The sequence below is a fragment of the Frankia sp. Mgl5 genome, from assembly GCF_023242985.1.
Lineage (GTDB): Bacteria > Actinomycetota > Actinomycetes > Frankiales > Frankiaceae > Parafrankia > Parafrankia soli.
Genome location: NZ_JALKFY010000677.1, coordinates 21257 through 42600, shown reverse-complemented (window position 1 = coordinate 42600; position 21344 = coordinate 21257). Strand labels below are relative to the sequence as shown.

Annotated in this window: 14 protein-coding genes and 1 pseudogene; 10 read left to right on the top strand and 5 right to left on the bottom strand. The window is 70.5% G+C overall.

What is annotated here, in order from left to right:
• Positions 1–1557: 1557 nt before the first annotated feature.
• Positions 1558–3141 carry a chromosomal replication initiator protein DnaA gene (gene dnaA / locus MXD62_RS23425; RefSeq protein ID WP_248831616.1) on the bottom strand — a complete coding sequence of 528 codons (1584 nt, stop codon included), beginning with the start codon at positions 3139–3141 and terminating at the stop codon, positions 1558–1560.
• 1044 nt (positions 3142–4185) lie between these two features.
• Here dnaA and rpmH point away from each other — a divergent pair.
• From rpmH to MXD62_RS23375, 10 genes and pseudogenes are all read left to right on the top strand, one after another.
• Positions 4186–4323 (top strand): 50S ribosomal protein L34, encoded by a 138-nt coding sequence (gene rpmH / locus MXD62_RS23420; RefSeq protein WP_020464714.1) that lies wholly within the window; start codon positions 4186–4188, stop codon positions 4321–4323.
• Positions 4324–4355: 32 nt separating this feature from the next.
• The gene (gene rnpA, locus MXD62_RS23415; protein WP_248831615.1) at positions 4356–4721 is read left to right on the top strand and encodes a ribonuclease P protein component; all 366 of its coding nucleotides are present in this window, start codon (positions 4356–4358) and stop codon (positions 4719–4721) included.
• Positions 4718–5224 (top strand): membrane protein insertion efficiency factor YidD, encoded by a 507-nt coding sequence (yidD, locus tag MXD62_RS23410; protein ID WP_248831614.1) that lies wholly within the window; start codon positions 4718–4720, stop codon positions 5222–5224. Before rnpA ends, yidD begins: the two co-directional genes overlap by 4 nt.
• Before the next feature lie 12 nt (positions 5225–5236).
• Positions 5237–6631, top strand: a complete 1395-nt coding sequence (gene yidC / locus MXD62_RS23405) for a membrane protein insertase YidC (protein WP_248831613.1) — start codon at positions 5237–5239, stop codon at positions 6629–6631.
• A gap of 231 nt (positions 6632–6862) precedes the next feature.
• Positions 6863–7456 carry a R3H domain-containing nucleic acid-binding protein gene (locus MXD62_RS23400; protein ID WP_071065013.1) on the top strand — a complete coding sequence of 198 codons (594 nt, stop codon included), beginning with the start codon at positions 6863–6865 and terminating at the stop codon, positions 7454–7456.
• 152 nt (positions 7457–7608) lie between these two features.
• Positions 7609–9876 (top strand): hypothetical protein, encoded by a 2268-nt coding sequence (locus MXD62_RS23395; protein ID WP_248831612.1) that lies wholly within the window; start codon positions 7609–7611, stop codon positions 9874–9876.
• 463 nt (positions 9877–10339) lie between these two features.
• Complete coding sequence (locus tag MXD62_RS23390; RefSeq protein ID WP_308301310.1) at positions 10340–12721, top strand: GH92 family glycosyl hydrolase; 2382 nt, start codon at positions 10340–10342, stop codon at positions 12719–12721.
• Between the two features lie 588 nt (positions 12722–13309).
• Positions 13310–14230 (top strand): 16S rRNA (guanine(527)-N(7))-methyltransferase RsmG, encoded by a 921-nt coding sequence (gene rsmG, locus MXD62_RS23385; RefSeq protein ID WP_248831611.1) that lies wholly within the window; start codon positions 13310–13312, stop codon positions 14228–14230.
• 106 nt (positions 14231–14336) lie between these two features.
• A pseudogene (locus tag MXD62_RS40850) lies at positions 14337–15200 on the top strand (ParA family protein); the annotation flags it as partial.
• 578 nt (positions 15201–15778) lie between these two features.
• Positions 15779–16708: a ParB/RepB/Spo0J family partition protein gene (locus MXD62_RS23375; RefSeq protein WP_248831610.1), complete on the top strand. Its 930-nt coding sequence runs from the start codon at positions 15779–15781 to the stop codon at positions 16706–16708.
• 88 nt (positions 16709–16796) lie between these two features.
• Here MXD62_RS23375 and MXD62_RS23370 read toward each other — a convergent pair whose 3' ends face one another.
• The 4 genes from MXD62_RS23370 to trxB form a co-directional block, all read right to left on the bottom strand.
• Positions 16797–17435 (bottom strand): hypothetical protein, encoded by a 639-nt coding sequence (locus MXD62_RS23370; protein WP_020464704.1) that lies wholly within the window; start codon positions 17433–17435, stop codon positions 16797–16799.
• A 339-nt stretch (positions 17436–17774) separates the two neighbouring features.
• Positions 17775–19022, bottom strand: a complete 1248-nt coding sequence (locus tag MXD62_RS23365; RefSeq protein ID WP_248831609.1) for an N-acetylmuramoyl-L-alanine amidase — start codon at positions 19020–19022, stop codon at positions 17775–17777.
• A gap of 675 nt (positions 19023–19697) precedes the next feature.
• Positions 19698–20024 carry a thioredoxin gene (gene trxA / locus MXD62_RS23360; RefSeq protein ID WP_248831608.1) on the bottom strand — a complete coding sequence of 109 codons (327 nt, stop codon included), beginning with the start codon at positions 20022–20024 and terminating at the stop codon, positions 19698–19700.
• Between the two features lie 95 nt (positions 20025–20119).
• Positions 20120–21166, bottom strand: a complete 1047-nt coding sequence (gene trxB / locus MXD62_RS23355) for a thioredoxin-disulfide reductase (protein ID WP_248831607.1) — start codon at positions 21164–21166, stop codon at positions 20120–20122.
• Between the last annotated feature and the right edge of the window lie 178 nt (positions 21167–21344).

Below are 21344 nucleotides of genomic sequence, written 5' to 3'. Positions count from 1 at the left end.
AAATTTGAGGTTGTCCCCAGCTCCTACTGCTTCGAGGTTTTGATCTCTCTGAAGAAGATCTAGTTCGTAGTAGTAGTAGGGGCTGTGGAAACTGTGGAAAACGGCCGTTTTCCCAGGTCAGACCCACTGAGGCCCTGTGCGCATCCTGGGGGTGCCGATGTGGATGATCAAGGGGTTTATCCCCAGGGCTTGATCGATTCCACAGGTGACCCTCAGATGCACACAGGCTGTACACACGTTCATCCACTGGCTACCCACAGGTTACGAGGCCACTGTCCCCAGCTTCGAAGGCCACTTGGAGTCCGCCTGGAACCCGCTCGACGATCGGCCCGCCGCGCTCGAGCGGTCGACTCCGGTTCTTCGCAGGTCGGGAATCACCTGTTATCCACAGCCTTTTCCACAAGCTGTGGGTGAATGCCACGCAGTGGGCTCTCAACCGTTTCGGTCACCCCACCCGTTCTCCGCCGGCTCAGTCCTCCGCCCGCAGCGCCGACCGAGAACGCCCCGTTCGGATGCGAACCCCCGCGCGGACGCGGACTCGGACTCGGATGCAAACCCGGATCGGCACCCCCGCTCCGACAGGACTCGGACTCCGACCAGACGTCTGTTCGGACCAGGCCCGGACCGGACTCGAGCTCGAACCTGAACGCAGGCTTAACCCGGACGCGGAGCCGGATGCGCACTGGACGAGCACCGGACCCGAACGCCGATGTGCACTCGGAGTCGCGCCCGGGCCTGGACGCGCGTGGACACCAGTGCACTGGCCGGCCCGGACTGTGGGATTTCCTCCGCCCAGCCCTAGCGCGCGTCGAATGTTCGTGTCGGTTCGACCCCGGTGTCCGGTCGGCCCTGTGTCGCTGTGTCCGGGTGTCCGGTCGGCCCGTGTCCGGCGGCCCTGTGTCCGCTCCGCCCCGTGTCCCCGCGACTCGCCGGCTCCTCGACTCCCCGGCCGCTCGAGGTCTGCACGACGCGGCTCGGGGTCCGTGCGGTGTGGGTTGTGGTTTGCGTGTCGTCTTGCGGGGTTTCCGTCGGACTCGGTGGTCGCAGCGGAACGGTCGGACGCTGCAAGGCGTCGCGGCGGGCCGAGCTTGGCTGACACATTCGCGTCGGAATCCCGGGCGAACACCGGATTGGGACCCGGCGCGATGCGCCGGTCGCTCACGTCGCGCGAGGATTCGGGCAGCCGGCGCTGTGCATTGCGCGCGGAGCCGTTCGAGCCAGGAGTTCCGAGAAAAATCCGGAATCAGAAGTCCGGCAAAAGTGTCAAAGCCCCCACGCGACCTCCCCTGCCCGGCAGCACAAGAACCTCAACCCGGACAAAGTGGTCGCTCCGGTTTCTGCCGTGGCGGGTGGAGTTCGGTGTGCGGGCACGTGCCGGGATGGTGCCACGGCCAGAGCCAGAGCCTCGAGACGAATCCGCCCCGGACGTGATTCCGGCTCCGGAGCGGGATCGGAGGTGAAGCCGATCCCGGACGCGTCGCCGCCCCCGGGCGCTACGCCAAGCGGCTAAGTCGATGCGGAGTGTGCACGCCGAAGGGTGCCGAGAGTGATCGAGAGTCAGGCGTGTCGGGCCTGGGCGCGGATGCGGTTGGTCAGTTCGGTTACCTGGTTGTAGATCGCCCGGCGTTCGGCCATCAGGCCGCGGATCTTCCGGTTGGCGTGCATCACGGTGGTGTGGTCCCGTCCGCCGAAGTGCTGGCCGATCTTCGGGAGGGACAGGTCGGTGAGCTCACGGCAGAGGTACATCGCGATCTGACGGGCTGTCACCAGGACCCGGCTGCGCGACGTCCCGCACAGGTCCTCCATGGAGACACCGAAGTACGCCGCGGTGGCGTTCATGATGGCCGCGGCGGTGATCTCCGGGTTGGCCGCGTCGGGGATGAGGTCGCGCAGCACGATCTCGGCGAGTGTGCGGTCGACGTGGGACTTGTTCAGGCTGGCGAAGGCCGCGACCCGGATGAGCGCCCCTTCGAGCTCGCGGATGTTGCGCTCGATGTGCGTGGCGATGTACTCGAGGACGTCCGGGGGGACCGGCAGCCGCTCGGTGGCGGCCTTCTTCGAGAGGATGGCGATCCGCGTCTCGAGGTCGGGCGGCGTGACGTCGGTGATCAGCCCCCACTCGAATCGGCTGCGCAGGCGGTCCTCGAGGGCCGAGAGCTGCTTGGGCGAGCGGTCCGAGCTGATGACGATCTGCTTCTCGGTGTCGTGCAGGACGTTGAAGGTGTGGAAGAACTCCTCCTGCGTCCGCTCCTTGTTCTCGAGGAACTGGATGTCGTCCACCAACAGGACGTCGATGTCCCGGTAGCGGCGCTGGAACGCGAGCTGACGGTCGTCGCGGATCGAGGCGATGAAGTCGTTGGTGAACTCCTCCATGCTCACATACTTGATCTTGCTCTCAGGGTAGAGCTTGACCGTGTAGTGGCCGATCGCGTGCAGCAGGTGAGTCTTGCCCAGCCCGGAGTCACCGTAGATGAACAGCGGGTTGTAGGCCTTCGCCGGGGCCTCCGCGACCGCCACGGCGGCGGCGTGTGGGAAGCGGTTGCTGTCACCGATGACGAAGGTCTCGAACAGGTAGCGGGGGTTGAGCCGGGCTGGTTCGGACGGGCGAGGCGACGGGTCGCGGCCCAGGCCCGGGGCCATCCGCCCGGGGGGCGCCCCGTCGGCCCGACCCTCGAGACGTCCGTCGAGACGATCTTCGTTCCGGCGGTCCTCGCCTCGGTGCTCCTCCCCCGGCCGGGGCTCGTGGCCGGTTCCGAGTAGCGAGCGGGGGCCGCCACCGGGGTCGGTGCCCGGGAGAGTGAGGGGACCGGTCATCGGTTCCGGGTCCGGCGTGTGCTCGACGGTGACCGCGACCCGGATCTCCCGGCCGTAGGCCGTGGACAGCGCGGTGGAGAGGAACGGTCGCAGCCGGGAGTCGAGCAGGTCCTTCGTGAACTCGTTCGGCGCGGCGAGCAGCGCGGTGTCCTGGACGAGGCCGAGTGGACGGGTCAGCCTCAGCCACGCGCGCTGCTGGCCGGAGAGCGTCCCGTCCGCGACGCCCGCCACTGCCTGCTCCCACACCGCCGACAGGTCCGGCTCCGAGGTGGGCGCGGCTCCCCGGGACGGCTGACCGGCGACGGAGTCGGCGCTGAGGTCGGTCACAGGGGGGCTCCTTGTGGCTCTTCGTGGCTCTCGGGCGGGACCACACGACCGCCGGGAGCCGGAGTCGCTGGCTGGCACTGTGGTCACTTTGCGTCGGTGGGCGTCAGCTGTGTCGGGCCGGCGACACTGCCGACCGGCGGTGGTGCGGTTCCGGCCGGTGGTGCGGTGCCGACCAGGCGGTGGTGCTGTGCCGACGACAGTGCCGTGCCGGCGGGACCTGGCCGCTCGGGTGGACGCGGCCATCGGCCGACGACGCTGTCGGGCGGGCTGATCGGGGATTGGGTGCCGCCGGTGGTTCAAGTCTGGTTCGTGTCTGGTTCGTGTGCTGGTGGTCGAGAGGTTCCTGGTGGTTAAGAGGGTGATGGTGACAGGATGCGCGACTGTTGTGTAGCCGAGGATTGTTCCGTGTCGCCGCGGTCGATGGACGTGGACCCCCGGCGCGAGGGCACCGGACCCGCCGGGCGCGCGGGCGGCGTGCCGCTCCTCCGAAGGCGGTTCTCCACATCGTCGTCCACAACCTGTGCATGGACATGACACCGCATCCGGCGTGGCGCCGGCGACCGGCCCACGAAGCGGACGCCAGCCGCGCGGACCACTGGGCGGACCACTCTAGGGGGTGCGCCGGCGAGACCGGTCGGTGATGGTGCCCCCCACCCGCGTGGCCGGAGGAGTGGCAGGCGGTTCACGGACCGGGTTGTGGACAGAGAGCCAGACGTTAACAGCCGCCCCGGGGCACCCGATCCAGGGTGCCCCCACGGTGTCCGTCCGGCAACCTTGTCGTGGCCTGTGGTCCGGACGGAGCCGGCGTTGGTGGCATCGTGTGTAGGCTAGGGCGAACCACGGCGGCGGTCGGCTCGTGGGCCTGGCTTTGTGCTGGGTCTGATCTCGCGGGCCTGACCTCACGGACGTGGGCTCCGGCGACAGGTCTCCTCTGCTGAGGGCTCCTGGCGGTCGGCCGCCCGGGTTCTGGTCCCGTCACCGAGGTTCCAGCCACGACCGGCGTCCAGCCGGTATCCCACCCGCCTGTGTCTCCGGAGTTCTCACGTGAGTAAGCGCACCTTCCAGCCGAACAACCGCCGGCGGGCCCGCACCCACGGGTTCCGGCTCCGGATGCGGACCCGCGCGGGCCGCTCCATCCTGTCCGCCCGTCGCAGTAAGGGCCGCAGCCAGCTCTCCGCCTGACGGTGGAGTGAGCGCGCCCGCCGCCGTCAGTCATGCTCCCCCGGGGCTCCCGAGTTCGTACCAGGCAGGAACACGCCCTTGTCGGGCGTTCCGGCCGGCGCGTTCGGGCAGGGTCAATCGTTGTCCACAGCGTGCAAACCGATGTGGACGGCCCGCCTCGGGCCGGGTTCGTCGTCGGCCGCCGGGTGGGTAACGCGGTGGTGCGTAACCGCGTCCGCAGGCGGCTGCGCGAGCAGACGCGCTCACGGCTGTCCTTGCTGCCACCGGGAACCGCTGTCCTGATCAGGGCGTTACCCGATGCGGCGGGTTCGTCGTCGGCCGATCTCGGCCGTTCACTCGAGTCCGCCTTTCGTACCGTCCGCTCCCCGCGCCCCCAGCGATCGGCGCGGTCGGGATGAGCGCGGTCGCCGGCGTGGGCATCGCGGTCGCCGTCCTGGCGTTCGTCGATCTCGTGTTCGTCGCCCTCGCGGCGTCCGCCAGGTTCGCCACGCTGGCCAGGACGTCCGATGATGCGGTGCGGGGCCCGCTGGCCTGGATCCTCGCCGCGGCGGTCAGGGTCTACCGGGCCGGCTGGTCGGGGCGGAACGCGGGCTGTTGCCGCTTCGAGCCGTCCTGTAGCGCCTACGCACTGACGGCGGTGACCCGCCACGGCGGCGTCATCGGTGGTCTGCTGGCCATCCGCCGGTTGTTGCGCTGCCAGCCGCTTTCCGCGGGTGGTTACGACCCGGTGCCCGGTGAGGCGCCCGGAGGGTCCGTCGATCCCGGCACCGGTCGGTGCCGGACGGCCTCGGGTCCGGTGGGCGCCGTCGACGCCGGCACGAGGCACGGGCATGGCACTGCGTCCCTCCACCGGGGGACGCGTTCCGAGATCGTCGGTTCCCGTCGCGGAACGCGGGTGTGAGGAGACAGTCTGGTGTTGGATCCGCTTTATCATCTCGCGGCGAACGCGATCGTCTTCTTCCACAAGGGATTCGGGCCGATCTTCGGCGCGGACAGCTTTTTCGCGTGGGCGTTCTCGGTCGTTCTGCTCGTCATCTGCGTCCGGATCCTGATCTTCCCGCTGTTCGTCAAGCAGGTGAAGTCCCAGCGGACCATGCAGATGATGCAGCCCCGGATCAAGGAGATCAAGGAGAAGTACGGGCACGACAAGCAGCAGATGCAGCTGGAGATCATGAAGCTCCAGAAGGAGCATGGTAATCCGCTGCTCGGCTGTCTGCCGATCCTCCTGCAGATCCCGCTGTTCATCTCGCTGTTCCACGTCTTCACCCACCTCGCCCCGATGAACGAGGGCCCCGGCGGCTCGCTGGTGTGGCGCCCGCGGGTCGGCCTGTCCGCCGACCAGGTGGAGCAGATCGCCAGCGCGAAGCTGTGGGGCATCTCGCTGTCGAACTCGTTCGGCTCGTCCCAGGAGTCCCTGGACTTCCTGGGGGCCAACGGGACGCACGCCAAGATCCTCGCGGTTGTGCTGATCGTCCTGATGGGTGCGACGACGTTCTTCACCCAGCGCCAGATCATGGCGCGGACGGGGCCGGTCGATCCGCAGCAGGCGATGGTCCAGAAGATCCTGCTGTACGGCTCGCCGCTCATGCTGGCGATCTTCGGATTCCGGTTCCCGATCGCCGTGCTGCTGTACTGGCTGACCACGAACCTGTGGAGCATGGGGCAGCAGTTCTTCGTCATCAAGAAGATGCCGCCGCTCAAGCCGCTCGGTGCGGGCGGCAAGGTGCCCGGCGCCCGGACGGCGCCGACTGAGAGTGCCGCCGTCTCCCGGCCTGCCCCGGGTGCCCGCGCGGGCGCGAAGTCGAAGAGCCGTCCCCGTCCCGCCACGACGTCCCTGACGAAGGGCGCGGATTCCGGCGCTGGCGGCCAGGCGGCGGGCGAGAACGGGCGAGGCTCCGGTTCGGGGGTCTCTGCCGGCTCCGGTGAGCGCGTGTCGAGCGCCCCGCCTGGAACCCGCTCCCGATCCGGCTCGTCCGCCAGCAAGCCGAAGACCCCGGCCAAGGCAGTCGGATCGAAGGCCACGCCCAAGGCCACGACACCCACGACACCCAAGGCCACGACGGCCGAGGCCGCCGGCGGCGCGGGGAAGGCGGCCGCCACGAGCGAGATCGCGGACTCCGGCCGGGAAACCACCCCCGGTTCGGCGACGGCGGCAGCGGGCACGTCCCGGTCGAACGGTGTCGCGGAGTCGGAGGGCGCCTCCCGATCCACTCCGCCGCCGGTTCCTGCGGGGATGCGCCGCGCCCCCGGTGGGTCGCGGCCGGCCAAGCGCCGGGGGAAGGGCAAGCGGCCGGGCGGGCGTCGCTGATGAGCTGGCGGTTGCCGCGCGCGGCCAAGCGCCCGGTCGCCGCCCGGAGGCCTGGCCCGGCATCGGTCCCGGTCCCGACCACAGGCATCGTCCGGGCTGGACGGCCCGTCCAGCCCGGACGCCCCGGTTCGTCCCGGGCGGTTGCCCCCCGTAACCGCCGCGCTGACCCCGCGGCGCCCGGACGTCCCGTACGCTCGGCATCGCCGCCCCCTTTCCCCTGGAGTAACGCTGATGACCGGTTCGGCACCTGACCTGGCCGTGGAAGGACCCGAGGCCAACGAGGACGGCCCGACGGCCGGGGCCGACACGACCGCGGTCGAGGACACCACGAGCTCGAACGGCTCGCACGGCTCCGACGAGCGCCGGCTCGCCGACCTCGAGCAGGAAGGCGAGATCGCGGCCGACTACATCGAGGGCCTGCTCGACATCGTCGACATGGACGGCGACCTCGATCTCGACGTCGAGGGCGGGCGTGCCGTCGTCGCCGTGGTCGGGGACGGGCTGGACAAGCTGATCGGGCCCGGCGGTGAGACCCTCGAGGCGCTGCAGGAGCTGACCCGGCTCGCCGTGCTGCAGAAGACGGGCGTCCGCAGCCGGCTCATGCTCGACGTGGGCGGTCACCGCGCCCGTCGCCGCATCGAGCTGCGGAAGGTCGCGACCAACGCCGCGGAGCGGGTCGTCGACACCGGCGAGCCCCAGAAGCTGGCCGCGATGACACCCTTCGAGCGCAAGGTCGTGCACGACGTGATCGCCACGATCGACGGCGTGCGCAGCGAGTCCGAGGGCGAGGAGCCCACCCGCCGGGTCGTCGTTCTGCCTGACTGACGGCCGTGTACCGTCGCCGGAGCTTGTCCGGGGCAGGGAACCGACCGCGGATCTGACGCTCGCGCACGGTTCTGACACCGTGCGCGGCCGTGATGCCGTGGGCGCCCGCTGCCCTGGACGTCGGATGCACGGCGAGGGGAACGAGGGCGCCAGTGGTGCTGCCGAGAGTGGGCGGGCCGCCACCGGAACCGACCACGACGCCTGTGACCATCCCCGAGACGCCCGTGACCATCGCCGCCGAGCTCGGTGGGCTCGGTGGGCTCGGTGGGCTCGGTGGGCTCGGCGGGCCGGCTGACCTCGGCGGTATCGGCGAACACCCGTCCGCGGCGAGCGGGCTCGCGCTGCTGGAGCGGGATTCCGCATCCGCTGACCTCCCTCCCCGGCCCCGGCCCCGGCCATGGGGCTGGCTGCGACTCCGGGCTCAGCCGCGGCGGTGGGTCCGGAGGGCTCGGCCGTGGCAGTGGGCCTGGTCGCGGCTGTGGCTGCCGGGATTCGTCGCGCTCGCGCTCATCGCTCTCGTGGTGCTGCTGCGCGCCTACCTCGACCGACCGTTCTGGTACGACGAGATCTGGCGCGGGCATTTCGTCAGTGAGCCGGTGGGCACCCTGTGGTCTGAGCTGGCCGCCGCGAACACGCCGTCGGCCCTGGGATGGCTGAGCGTCACCCGGCTCTCCGGGGATCTGTTCGGCTGGCACAGCTGGGCGTTGCGGCTGCCGGGCTTCGTCGCGCTGCCGGCGCTCGGCGCGCTGACGGCCGTTCTCACCCGGCGGTTCTCCGGAACCGTGGCCGCCCTGTTCGCGGTGTGTTGGCTCTGCCTGAACGCGACCTTCCTCGACCTCGCCACCCAGCTCAAGCCGTACACGATCGAAACCCTTGCCGCGGTCGCCGTCGTCCTGCTGTGGCTTGGCCCGGCGCCCGGTTCCGGAATCGGCTTCGGAACCGGCGGTGTTCACAGCGGCGGGGACGCCTGGCCGCCCGTCCGTCTCGGCTCGGTTGACCGTGGTCGTCTCGTCCGCCGGACGGCAGCTGGCGTGATCTCCCTGTTCTCCGTCCCGGCGATCTTTCTCGTCATTCCGCTCGCGGTGATGGACGTCCTGCCCGGCCCGGACCGGCGGCGGAGGATCACCGAGACGCTGCCGAGTGTGGTGCTCGTCGCCGCGCACACGCTTCTCTTCATCGGCCACCAGTCCGCGCAGCGCGCCGGGGACTACTGGGACACGCAGTTCCTGGCCGGGCGGGACCCCTGGCAGGCCGTGAGTTTCGTCGCCGAACAGCTGTGGCGGTTCGGCACCGGCTCACCGCCTGGGATCGACCAGTTCGATCCCAGCCTGGTGCCCGGATTTGTCGATCTTCCGGGGTACCTGCCGGGGCTGCTGGCCCCCGCGATCGTCCTGCTCGGGGCGATTGGCACCGCCGCGCTCGCCCGCCGGTCGGACGGTCGCCGCGTGCTCGGCGCTCTCGCCGGGGCGGAGCTGCTCATGCTGGGCGCGAGCGCCGCCCGCTTCTGGCCGTTCGGGCCGACGAGGACGAACCAGTTCGTCGTGCCGATGTTCATCCTGGTCGTCGTGGTCGGTGGGGATCGCGTCATCCGCCTCGCCGCCCGCCGGGCGGGTCGGGCCTGGCACGCCGTCCGCTGTTCGGGTGCCGTGCCGGCCCCCCGTAGGTCGCGAGACCCGGAGGTCACCGACGCCGCCGACGTGACGGCCGTTCCGGATCACCCGGATAGTCCCGCCGATCCGCTCGTCCCGCGTGTCCTGGATGTCGGGCGTACCCCGGCCGCTCGGTGCGTGGTCGATGCGGGCGGTGCGGTGGCGGTGATCCTGCTCGTGGTCCTCGCGGCGGGCGTGGCGCTGTCGGGTGCTGTGTCCGGTGACAGGCTCGTCTGGGAGCGGCGGGATCGGATGCGCGGCCTCGACCTCATGGTGGACGCGGCGGTGGCCACCCGGCGGCTGGTTCGTCCCGGGGATCTTGTCGTGGTCGGCGGCCGGCTCGCCCGCCCGGGCTGGATCTACGCGATGGAGGTCAGCACGGACGCCCCCCGGGCGCCCGAAGGTCTCCCCCGGCCCCGCGTGGATCGTGCCCCCGGAACCGCCGCGGGCGCCGCGGCCGGGACCGGCGCCGGAACCACCTCCAGGACCGAGCCGCCCCGGGTGGTCCGTGCGGAGACCGTTTTCGTCGATCCCGGCCTCCGTGATTCCGTGGGCCGGCTGGTGCCACTTGCTGTGCAGCTGGAGAGGCCTCGCCGACCCGGACGCCTCGTCGTCTTCGTCTTCGATATCGATGCGGCCGCGATGGCTCCGGGGCTGGCGGCGTTGCGGGATGAAGGCTGGTGCCCCGGTGAGAGCTGGCGATTCCGGCTGACCGGTTCGGTCACGGTCTACTCCGACTGCCCGAAGCCTTCAGCCGCGAGCCGCGGATGAGAAGGCCGACCGGGCCCGGAGAAGGCGTTCAGGTTCCATCCGCCGTGGCCGTTGGATGGGTCCGGGGGACCTGTGGCGGTGCTGCTGAGCATGGGTAATGTCCTCAGGTGCGCGATCCGGTTCACGATGCTCAGCGGCGGGCGTGGGCAACGCGAGAGCCGGTGATGCCGGGCAACTCCTCGCGTCGCAAGGGGCATGTCCTGCCTTTGCCAGTCGTGCGGCGGTCGATCCGATATCCTCGAGGAGGATGCGGTCGCCACTGATCCCGACTGGCGGTGCATGCGCATAGCCCAATATGCATCCAGCCCAATATGCGTCCAGTCCGGACCGCAGAAGAGAGCTCCGCCGGACCAGAGCCTCCTGGTCCGACCTCCGTAACAGGTCGCGAGCATGGAAAAGTGCTGCCCTGACGGACGGAGATGGCCTGAGACCCGCCGTATTTTTTACCTGACCGGCCGTGTCGATGACCGTCGGAAAGGGGTTGTGCGTGTCTGCCGGAGGTTGGCGTGCCCGCGCGGTCGCATCGGTTGCGCTGTCTCTGCTGGTCGCAATGGCGGCGGTCGCGGGTCTACTCATCGAAATGCGGCCGGGTGCACACGGCAGAACTACACGGGCATCAGACCTCGCGACTCAGACCGCGGACGCTGTCTCCGCAGGCGACGACCTGGCCAAGTTTGTCGACCCGTTTATCGGCACTGCGCAGCAGCGTCATGATGTCATACCCGGGGATGGGGTCGCGGGTGCCTTTCCAGGAGCCGCGGCGCCGTTCGGGATGGTCCAGTGGAGCCCGGACACCAACGGACGGGCGGCTGCGGGGTCGGGCGGGTACCGGTACACCGACTCGGTAATAGACGGATTCAGCCTGACCCACTTACATGGCACGTCGTGTCCTGCGGCCCAGGATATTTCGATCATGCCGTCTACCGGCTCCTATCCCTTCTATCCACCCACCGGCGCCGTGGACGAGCCATCGTTGTGGGGCGCCGGATTCTCGCATGGCGACGAGTCGGCCACACCCGGTCGTTACAGCGTTCAGGTCACCTCGCCGGCGGGTGATCGGATAGGTGTGGATCTCGCCGCCGGAGGCCGTGCGGCGATTGGTCGCTTCTCGTTTCCGGCAGGCGTGGCGGGATCCCTGGTCCTCGACGTGGGACGCCGTGCCGACGGCGCCGGCCGGGCGGACCTGCATGTGGACTCCGCCACCGGGGAGGTTTCAGGCTCGGTGACCAGTCGGGTCTTCTGCCGGCAACCAGCCGTCAGCACGCTTTACTTCGTCGCGAGACCTGATCGGCCGCCGGCGGCTGTGGGCACCTGGTCGGCGGGGCAATGGTCACTGAGCCCGGACGTGGCCGACGAAGGAGGACCCACCGCGACGTCGCGTTCCGCATCGGTCGGAGCCTGGCTGAGAATGCCACCGGCAGCAGACGGAGCGGTCATGCTCCGTGCTGCTGTGTCGTATACCAGCGTCGAGGGGGCGCGCGCCAACCTCGAGGCCGAGTACCCCAGCAGTGTCGACGCGGTCGCGAACGCCACCCGCGCCGAATGGAACCGGAGGCTGTCGACCGTGTGTGTCGCCTCCGCGCCACGGTCCGAGTTACGCACCCTGTACACAGCGCTTTATCACGCGATGCTGGGCCCCGGTGCCGTCAGCGATGCCGACGGCACCTACCGTGGCTGGGACGGATCCACCGCCGCCGCCCAGGGATGGACCGCACGCAGCGGGATCGCGGGCTGGGACGCCTACCGCAGCTCGTTCCCATTACTGGCGATGCTGGCTCCGGACGTCGCTACCGACACCGCGTGGTCGTTGATGGCCGGCGCCATGCAGACCGGGTCGGTGCCAGGATGGACTCTCGCGACCAGTCGGCCCGACGTCATGCCTGGCGACGGCGGCACGGTCCTGCTTGCCGAGGCGGTGGCTCTCGGGTTGCCCCTTGACCCAGCACAGGCTTTGGCCGCCGCGCTGGCCAGCGCGGCCCGCCGCCCGTTCGCGGCCGAGTACGACCGACTCGGCTTCGTCCCGGTCGGCCACGCCGGCCCCGCGGATGCTGTGTCCATCACTCTCGAGTACGCCCTCGCGGACTTCGCGACAGCGCAACTGGCGCTTGCCGCGAACCGGCCCGAAATCGCGGCCACCTTCACCGAACGGTCGACGCGCTGGCGGTCGGTATGGGATCCGGTCAGTAAGCTGCCCGCCCCGCGCAGCACGGACGGTGGCTTTCTCCCGGTGGAGCCGACGACCCTCCCCGGCTACACCGAAGGCACCGCGGCCCAGTACTCATGGCTGGTTCCGCAGGATCCCGATGGCCTCGCCGAGGCGATGGGCGGACGGCGCGTCGCGGTTGACCGGCTCGCCGACTTCCTCACCCGGCTCGACGACGGCCCGATCGGGGCACATGCGGAGATGGGAAACCAGCCCAGCCTTCTCGTACCCTGGCTCGGTGGATCGTTCGGCGCCGTCGATCTGACGATCGACGCTCTCGACCGAACGCGCCGGACTTTGTTCCGGGATACTCCCGACGGTCTGCCCGGGAATGACGACACCGGGGGCCTGTCCGCCTGGTACGTGCTCGCCTGGCTTGGAGTGGGCCCCGTCCAGCCGGGAACAGACCTGCTCATCGTCACTCCGCCGGTCGCCTCATCGGTCGAGATCACCCTTCCTCGCGGACAACTTCGGTTGGTGAACCAACAGGTCGGCGGGGTGGATGGTCGCATACCGGTCGGGCTGAGACGTGACGGCGAGTCGCTCCCCGGACCCTGGACCCGGTTTCGTGATCTCAGCGCAGGAGCGACTCTGACCTGGTCACTGTCCGATCAGCCGCCCGCCCGGGGTACGGAGAACTGACCGGATCCGCGTCGACGTGGTGTCCTACAGCCAGACGGAAGATCCGGGCCAACCCGCTCCCGCGCGCCAGACCGCCAGATCGATGATCAAAAGATCTATTACCTTGCGTGGAGGGGATCGTCTCGCGGAGCCAGGTCGGCGACGGCGGTCGGAGTTTGCGTCAGTGCTGGTTGGATGCGGGTGAATCTGCCGGCCGGGTTGGTGATCGACTCCGCCTGCTCCGCTCGTCCCGCCGCGAGCGATGGATGATTCACGGGAAACATCTGCCCGCGGGGTCGGGTTTCTGGCGCTGAATTCCCGACACAGCACCTATCAGAGGCATCACCTGACGCGCCAGCACGGGTCCACCGGGGATGCTGGTGTGGTGCTTTCGCGTCGCACCCTCCCGTCTCGCCCCGAGCCGCCGCGGCCGCCGGCCGCTCGCTCGCCCATTCCGGGATGTCCGGACCGTCCGCTCTCAGTCCGAGGCGGGCCACATCCGAGCCTGGATCCGCGTTCCTGGCGCGCCTTCGCGACCTGGTCGACAGCTCGGACCACTCAGCTTGGCCGGCTGGGCCTGCCGGGTGCTCCGGTGGTTGAGGTGAATCGGTGACACCGCCCGACGGGACGGCGGGCGACCTCCGCCCCGACTCCTCCCCCGGAGATCCGCTGCCCCCGCAGTCGGATTCCTCGGCTGCGCCGGCGACGACATCCGAAGGCCCGACCGGCGCCGCCGAGGTGGTTCCCGACGCCGCTCAGACCGTCTTCGGTGATCGTTTCGGTCTCGCGGTGCGGTATGCCGAGATGCTTTCGACGGCAGGAGTCGAACGAGGGCTGATCGGTCCGCGGGAGACCGGCCGGCTCTGGGAGCGCCACCTTCTCAACAGCGCAGTCCTGGCCGAGGCCGTCCCCACCCGTTCCGCCTCCCCCGGTTCTGACGAGGCCGCCCTCGAGGTCGTCGACGTCGGCAGCGGCGCCGGCCTTCCCGGAATTCCGCTCGCGCTCGCCCGCCCCGACCTGAGGGTGACCCTGCTCGAGCCGATGGAAAGGCGCTGCCGTTTCCTCGCGGAAGCCGTGGCCGAGCTCGGCCTGGCGGGTCAGGTGGAGGTCGTACGGGGACGAGCGCCGGACGTCGCCGAGCTGCCTCCGCATCGCACATTCGACGTTACGGTGGCGCGCGCAGTAGCCCCTTTGGGACGTCTTGGCGCGGTACTGCTGCCGATGACCCGTCCGGGCGGTGTCATGCTTGCACTGCGCGGTTCGCGAATCCTTGAGGAATTGCAGGCCGTGCGTAGTGATCTCGATTCCCAGGGTTGGCGCGAGGTGAACGTCATGACGTGCGGGGCTGGCCTGGTGGACGAACCCACCCGTGTTCTGCGCGCGACGCGGTCAGCTCAGGCGACCCAAGGGGACGGCGGGAGGGGACGGCGCGGCGCGGATGACCGGCAGGCCAGACGGACGACACAGCCACGGCGACCACGGGAGGGCACTCGTGATCGACCGGCACGTGGGAGGTCCCGTTCCACGTGAAACAGCGATGCCATATCAGACGGCGAGGGCACCTGAAGCAGCGTCGGCGGGTCGAGGCGGCTTGGCACACGGGGGGAGTCCGGGTGACACATCCGGCCTCCCGGGCCTGGACCCCCTTGACTCCTCGACCCCGATCGGAGCGGCGGCGGCAGCAGCGGTGGAAGCACTGACGATGGAACGACGACGACCCTTTCCTCGACCCAGCCGGCGACGTGTCATCACCGTCGCCAACCAGAAGGGTGGCGTCGGCAAGACGACGACCACCGTCAACCTGGCCGCCGCACTGGCCATGCACGGAGTCCGTGTACTGGTCGTGGACCTGGACCCGCAGGGGAACGCCTCCACGGCGCTCGGTGTGGACCACCGTTCCGGCACTCCCTCGATCTACGAGGTGCTGCTCGGTGACCGCCCACTCGACGAGGTCGTCGTGCGGTCCAGCGAGTCCAGCGGGCTGTTCTGCGCACCGGCGACGATCGACCTCGCGGGCGCCGAGATCGAGCTGGTCTCGATGGTCGCGCGGGAGACCCGCCTGCGTCGGGCCATCGACGGCATGCGGAACGAGGTCGACTACGTCCTCATCGACTGCCCGCCGTCGCTGGGGCTGCTCACGGTCAACGCGCTCGTGGCGGCCCGGGAGCTCCTGATCCCGATCCAGTGTGAGTACTACGCGCTGGAGGGCCTTGGTCAGCTGCTGCGTAACGTCGAGCTGGTCCAGGCCCATCTCAATCAGGAGCTCCGGCTGTCGACCATCCTGCTGACCATGTACGACTCGCGCACCCGGCTCGCCGATCAGGTCGTGCACGAGGTGAAGGAGCATTTCGGGGACAGGGTGCTGAGCACCACGATCCCGCGCAACGTCCGGCTGGCCGAGGCGCCGAGCTACGGTCAGTCCGTCCTGACCTACGACCCCGCCTCCCGCGGGTCGCTGTCCTACCTGGCCGCTGCTCGCGAGCTCGCCGAGCGCGGAGTCGACCCGGCTCCACGTGGCACCGCCGGGAGCGCCCGCGATGGGGCTCCCAGCGGCCCCATCCCGACCGGTGGGGCTCCGGTGAACGGCCACTCCCCCGCAGGGCACGCGCCGCCCACCGGCCGCGGCACGGGCGCCGCCCAGGCCGGCCCTGACCGGCACGGCCCGCCGTCCGGCTACGGCCCAGACGGCCGCGCAGACGGCCGCGTAGACGGCCGCAGCGACGGACGTGCGGACAGCCGCGCAGACGGTCGCGGCGCGGACGACTACGCCGCCGCCGACGGCTACGGCACGGATGGCTACAACGCCACCGACGGATACGGCGCCGCCAATGGATACGACGCTGACGACAGCTACCCCGCCGCCGACGACCGGTACGGCACGCCCGCCGACGGCTACGACTCGCCGGGCGGTCACGCCGCTCCGGCCGGGCCGTCCACGCCGGACGGCTTCGCCGTTCCGGACGGGCCGATGATCCCGGGTGCACCCAGCACCCGGGACGGATACGGACGGCCCAACGGCTACGGCCCGCACGGCGGTGCCGCGGGTCCTGGCGGTCCGAACCTGAACGGGGCCGGTCGATGACGGCGCGGCGTGGTGGTCTGGGCCGTGGTCTTGGCGCGCTCATTCCGGCGGCCGCCGAGCCGCAGGACGGCTATCAGAGCAACGGCCTGGACCACGCTCCGGCAGCGGCTCCCGTCCCGGTCGCGGGCGCGGTCTTCCGGGAGATCCCGGTGGACTCGGTGACCCCGAATCCGCGCCAGCCACGCACCCACTTCGACGAGGACGCCATCGCGGAGCTCGCCGCGAGCCTGCGCGAGGTGGGGCTACTGCAGCCGATCGTCGTCCGGGAGCTCCTGCCCGGCCGCTACGAGCTGGTCATGGGCGAGCGGCGCTGGCGCGCGTCGAAGCTCGCCGGGCTGGAGCGGGTGCCCGCCATCGTCCGGGACACCGCGGACGACGCCATGCTGCGCGACGCCCTGCTGGAGAACCTGCACCGCCAGCAGCTCAACCCGCTCGAGGAGGCCGCGGCCTACGAGCAGCTGCTGCGTGACTTCGGGGCGACCCACGAGGAGCTGGCCGGGCGCCTGGGCCGGTCGCGCTCGCACGTCACGAACACGATTCGCCTGCTCGGGCTGCCGCCGGCGGTGCAGCGTCGGGTGGCCGCCGGGGTGCTGTCCGCCGGGCACGCCCGCGCACTGCTCTCGCTGGAGGACCCCGACGCTCAGGACAGGCTGGCGACGCGCATCGTCGCCGAGGGCCTGTCCGTGCGGGCGGTGGAGGAGATCGTGGCCCTCGGCGAGGAGGGGCCCCGCAAGCGGGCTCCGCGCGGGCCGCGGGCGGCCGAGCCGGCACTGACCAGCATCGCCGACCGTCTGTCGGACCGGTTGGAGACCCGGGTCAAGGTGGACATGGGCCGCAGCAAGGGCCGCATCACCGTGGAGTTCGCGACGATCGAGGACCTGGAGCGGATCGTCGAGGTGATGTCCCCGAACTCGAAGGTCTCCTGACCTCGGTACCAGGCCTCGGGGCGCACGTGTCCGCCACGTGCGCCCCGAGGCATGTCCGGGGTGTGTGCCCGTCCCGGTGCGGTCCCGCTCAGACGGTGCCGGGGACGGGGTTCACCTGGCGCAGGACGCCTTCGGGATTCATCGAGCCGAGCAGGCGCTCCAGGGCGACCTCGACGTCCTCCCGCCAGCTGACGGCGTTCTTCACCTCGAGGCGCAGGCGGGGCCAGCGGTGGTGCGGGCGAACCGTCTTGAACCCGACCGCGAGCAGGTAGTCGGCGGGCACCACGCAGCGGGTGCCGGAGTCGCGCAGGTCGCCGAACGCCTCCAGGGCGCGGTAGCCGCGCCGCGTGATCTCCTTGGCCACCGACTGGATGAGCACCCGGCCCAGGCCCTGGCCGGTGAACTCCTGGACGATCTGCGCGGTCATGAGCAGCACCGCGTCCGGGCTGACGGGGCTGGTCGGGAACGCCACGGAGCGCGGGACGTACGCCGGCGGCGCGAACATGACGAACCCGGCCGGGACGTTGTCGATATACACGACTTTTCCGCAGCTACCCCATTCGAGAAGCGCCGACGAGACCCAGGCCTCCTTCTCGATGTCCGTGCCGCCGGCCTCCTCTGCCCGGCTGCGGGCCACCGGGTCGAGCTCCCAGAAGACGCATCTGCGACAGGGGAGCGGCAGATCGTCGATGTTGTCGAGGGTGATGTTCGCGATCCGACGACTCATCGAGCCAGCCTCCCAGCGGTCCGGACGACCGTCCCCGGCCGATTCTTCCGCTTACTTCGGACAGCCTAGGACGGTCGCCGGCGCATGTGGCCACGGGCACGCCGTGACCTGTTCCACGTGAAACCTCGCCAACGGATTACACGTTCCCGGGACGTCCGCCACAAAGCCGGTCGCGGCAGTGAAACACGACAAGCGTGCGGGACGGGGGAGCGACCGCGGAGCCGTCCGGCACGGCCGGCGGTAGCGGTAGCAGCCAGGCGTGGTGCGGCGAGGCCTCAGGCTCGCGCCGCGATGCGCGGGACGTGCCTCAGGCTCGCGCCGCGATGCGCGGGACGTGCCTCAGGCTCGCGCCGCGATGCGCGGGACGCGCAGCTGCCCCGTCGGCGGGTCCTGCTCCGGCGGCAGGAACAGGCGCTGTGTGGCGGCGAGCAGGCCCTCCGCGACGGCGGCCCGGAACTCGGTCGACGCCAGCGCGGCGGCGTCGTGAGTGTTGCTGAGGTAGCCGAGGTCGATCTGGACGGCGGGCATCCTGGTTCGGCGGAGCAGCTCCCAGGTCTTGGGATGGGCGCGGCAGTCCACCATGTCGGTCCGCGAGACGATCTCGCGCTGCACCAGCGCGGCGAAGCGCTCACCGACCGCCGACGAGCCTCGCGCGTGGCCGTAGTAGTACGTCGAGACACCCTGGGCCTGCACGGAGCCGCTCGCGTCCACGTGCAGCGAGACCAGCAGGTCGGCGCCGATCTCGTTCGCCCGCGCCGCGCGTTCCGCCTCGGGCGGCGACTCGTGTGGCCCGTGCACCGGGTAGGCCTCCAGGCCGGACGCGAGCAGCCGGGCCTCCAGCCGCGAGGCCAGGTCGGCCATCAGGTCACGCTCGCACAGCCCACCACTGGACACGCCAAGGTCGTCGCCGCCGTGCCCGGGGTCGATGGCGACGACCACGCCGAGCAGCGACGGCCCCCGGGCCAGCAGGCGCATGGACTCGCGCAGGACGTCCGGGCGGCCGCCGGTGACCGTGCGCTCGAGGCGCTTGAGTTCGCGCAGGGTCCGCGGCCCGCAGAGGCCGTCGGGGTCGAGGCCCCGGTTGCGCTGGAAGTCCCGCACGGCCGAGTCCGTCCGTGCTCCGAAGATGCCGTCCGCGCGGCCGACGTCGAAGCCCATGTTCGACAGCCGCTCCTGCAGGGCGGCGACGTCGTCGCCGACGAACGGGTGAGTGACGCTGTAATGGAGGAGCCGGTCGCCGAGGCGGCGGCGAGCCTCCTCGATGGCCCGGAAGGTGTCGGGTCCGATGATGCCGTCGACCGACAGCCCGCGGCTCTGCTGGAACGCCCGGACGGCGTTGTCCAGCTCGCTGTCGAACTGGTCGGTGGCGTCGACCGGGCCGCCGTTCCCGGCGCCGCCGGCCGGCACCGGAGCCGGGAACGGCTCCGGCGCCGGCAACGGCGCGGTGGACGTCCCGAGGGCACCCGGGCCGGGGCCGTCGGCCGCATCGGTCTGGCGGGGTGCGACGGGAAGAAAACCCAGGTGGATGAAAGCTGCCCGGGCCTCCGCTACAGAGGGGTCACGGTCACCAAGACGCAGCAGCTTCACGAATGAGTACCTTTCGAGTCCGCGTTCATCGAGCCGTCGACCTGCGTCGGGCGGTTCCGCCGCCGAATCCCGGTCATCAGATTAGGCCATCGGTCCCGGGCAGTGAGGACGGCGATCCCCCTCGTCCGGCTTTCTGCCTCGGTGCCCCGTGCTCCGGCCGGGCCCGGTCCGGACCTGAGGTCGGAGCCCGGGCTCGGTGGAGTGGCCGCCGAAGTGAACTGCCTGAGTCACTCCAGGCGCCGCTGGGCCGACTCACTTCGGCGTGAACCCCGCCTGGAGGTGGCCATCCCGGGGAAACGGTCGATGACTACCCGATGTGACCAAAGGTGACGTGTGCGGTGCAGGGGCCGCCATGCACCACTCATTCGATCATGTCTACGGCCCGCTCAGGGCCACTAGCGGCCGACGGCCCGGAAACGTCCACCAGACGTGTGTTCCTGGCTACCGAAAGTTCCGAACAGTCGGACCCTGCACGGCGCAGGCCGGTGCAGACTCCGCGGTGACGGCTGAAACGGCTGAAACGGCTGAAACGGCTGAAACGGTGGAGACGGCAGTGCCGGCGGAGACGGCGGAGACGAAGACGGCCCGCTCCGAGATCGGAGCGGGCCGTCGAGGTCGACCATGGCCGGCGGAGTGCGCTGGCCCGGCCCGGGCGGGAGCCGGGCGCGGTCTGGATCAGATGTAGGACGACAGGTCGCGCAGCAGCGCGGCCTTCGGCTTCGCGCCGACGATGCTCTTGTCGATCTCTCCGTTGACGAAGACGGCCATCGTCGGGATCGACATGATCTGGTACTGCCGCGCGACCTCCGGGTTCTCGTCGATGTTGAGCTTGACGATCCGGAGCTTCTCGCCGTGCTCCTTGGCGATCTCCTCCAGTACCGGCGCGACCATCTTGCACGGGCCGCACCACTCGGCCCAGAAGTCGACGAGTACGGGCTTGTCGCTCTTGAGCACCTCGACGGCGAACGTGCCGTCCGTCACCGCGGTGGTGGAGCCTGCCATGGCGTTCTCCTCAGGGTTTGCGCTCTTGTGTCTTTGGACTGGTGGCTGACGGCTGTGCTGTGGCGGGGCTCCCGCCACAGCACAGGTTGGTCCGGTCAGGTCGTCGCGGCGAGCTCCGGTGCCGGTACCCGGGGCGCCTCGGCGGCGCTGTCAGCGGCGCCCTCCAGGCCGGCGATGTAGCGCTCGGCGTCGAGGGCGGCGGCACACCCGGTGCCGGCCGCGGTGATCGCCTGGCGGTAGGTGTGGTCGACGACGTCACCGCAGGCGAACACACCCGCGATGTTGGTCTGGGTGGTCGGGTGGGCCACCTTGATGTAGCCCTCGCCGTCCAGCGCGAGCTGGTCGTGGATCAGATCCGTGCGGGGGAGGTGGCCGATCGCCACGAACAGGCCGGTGACGGCGAGCTCGTCCGTCCTGTCGGTGACCGTGTCACGCAGCCGGACGCCGGTGACCTTGTTCTCGCCGAGGACCTCCTCGACCACGGCGTTCCACCGGAACCGGACCTTCGGGTTGGCGAACGCCCGCTCCTGCATGATCGCGCTGGCGCGCAGCTTGTCGCGCCGGTGCACGATCGTCACCGACTTCGCGAACCGGGTGAGGAAGGTCGCCTCCTCCAGCGCCGAGTCGCCGCCGCCGACGACCGCGATGTCCTGGTCCCGGAAGAAGAAGCCGTCACAGGTCGCGCAGGCCGACACGCCCCGGCCGAGCAACCGGTCCTCGTGCTCGACGCCGAGCTTCTTGTAGGCCGAGCCGGTCGCGACGATGACCGAGCGGGCCAGGTAGGTCTCGTCGCCCACCTTGACCACCTTCGGATCCGCGGCCAGGTCGACCTCGGTGACGTCGTCCGCGATGAGCTCGGCGCCGAACCGCTCCGCCTGGGCGCGCAGGTTCTCCATGAGCTCCGGCCCCTGGATGCCCTCGGGGAAGCCCGGGAAGTTCTCCACCTCGGTCGTGGTCATCAGCGCGCCGCCCGCGGACACCGCGCCCTCGAAGACGACCGGCTTCAGGTTCGCCCGCGCGGTGTAGATCGCCGCGGTGTAGCCGGCCGGCCCCGACCCGATGATGACGACGTCCAGGACGCGCTCGCCGGAACGCTCCGCTCCGGCGGCCTGACCGGCCTGGTCCTTGCCCTGGGCTGTCACACCCACTCCCTTCACGACTGCCGTACGAGGCTTCGTCGACTCTGTCGATCGTTGACCCCGCCGACGTGATGTCTGCCCCCATAACCGCCGCGGACCGCCGCTGATTCCACCGCTGGGTCACCGTGGCAAGGGGGTGTGCCCGTCCGTACGTGTGTGCCGCCCTGTCGCCGACCACCGC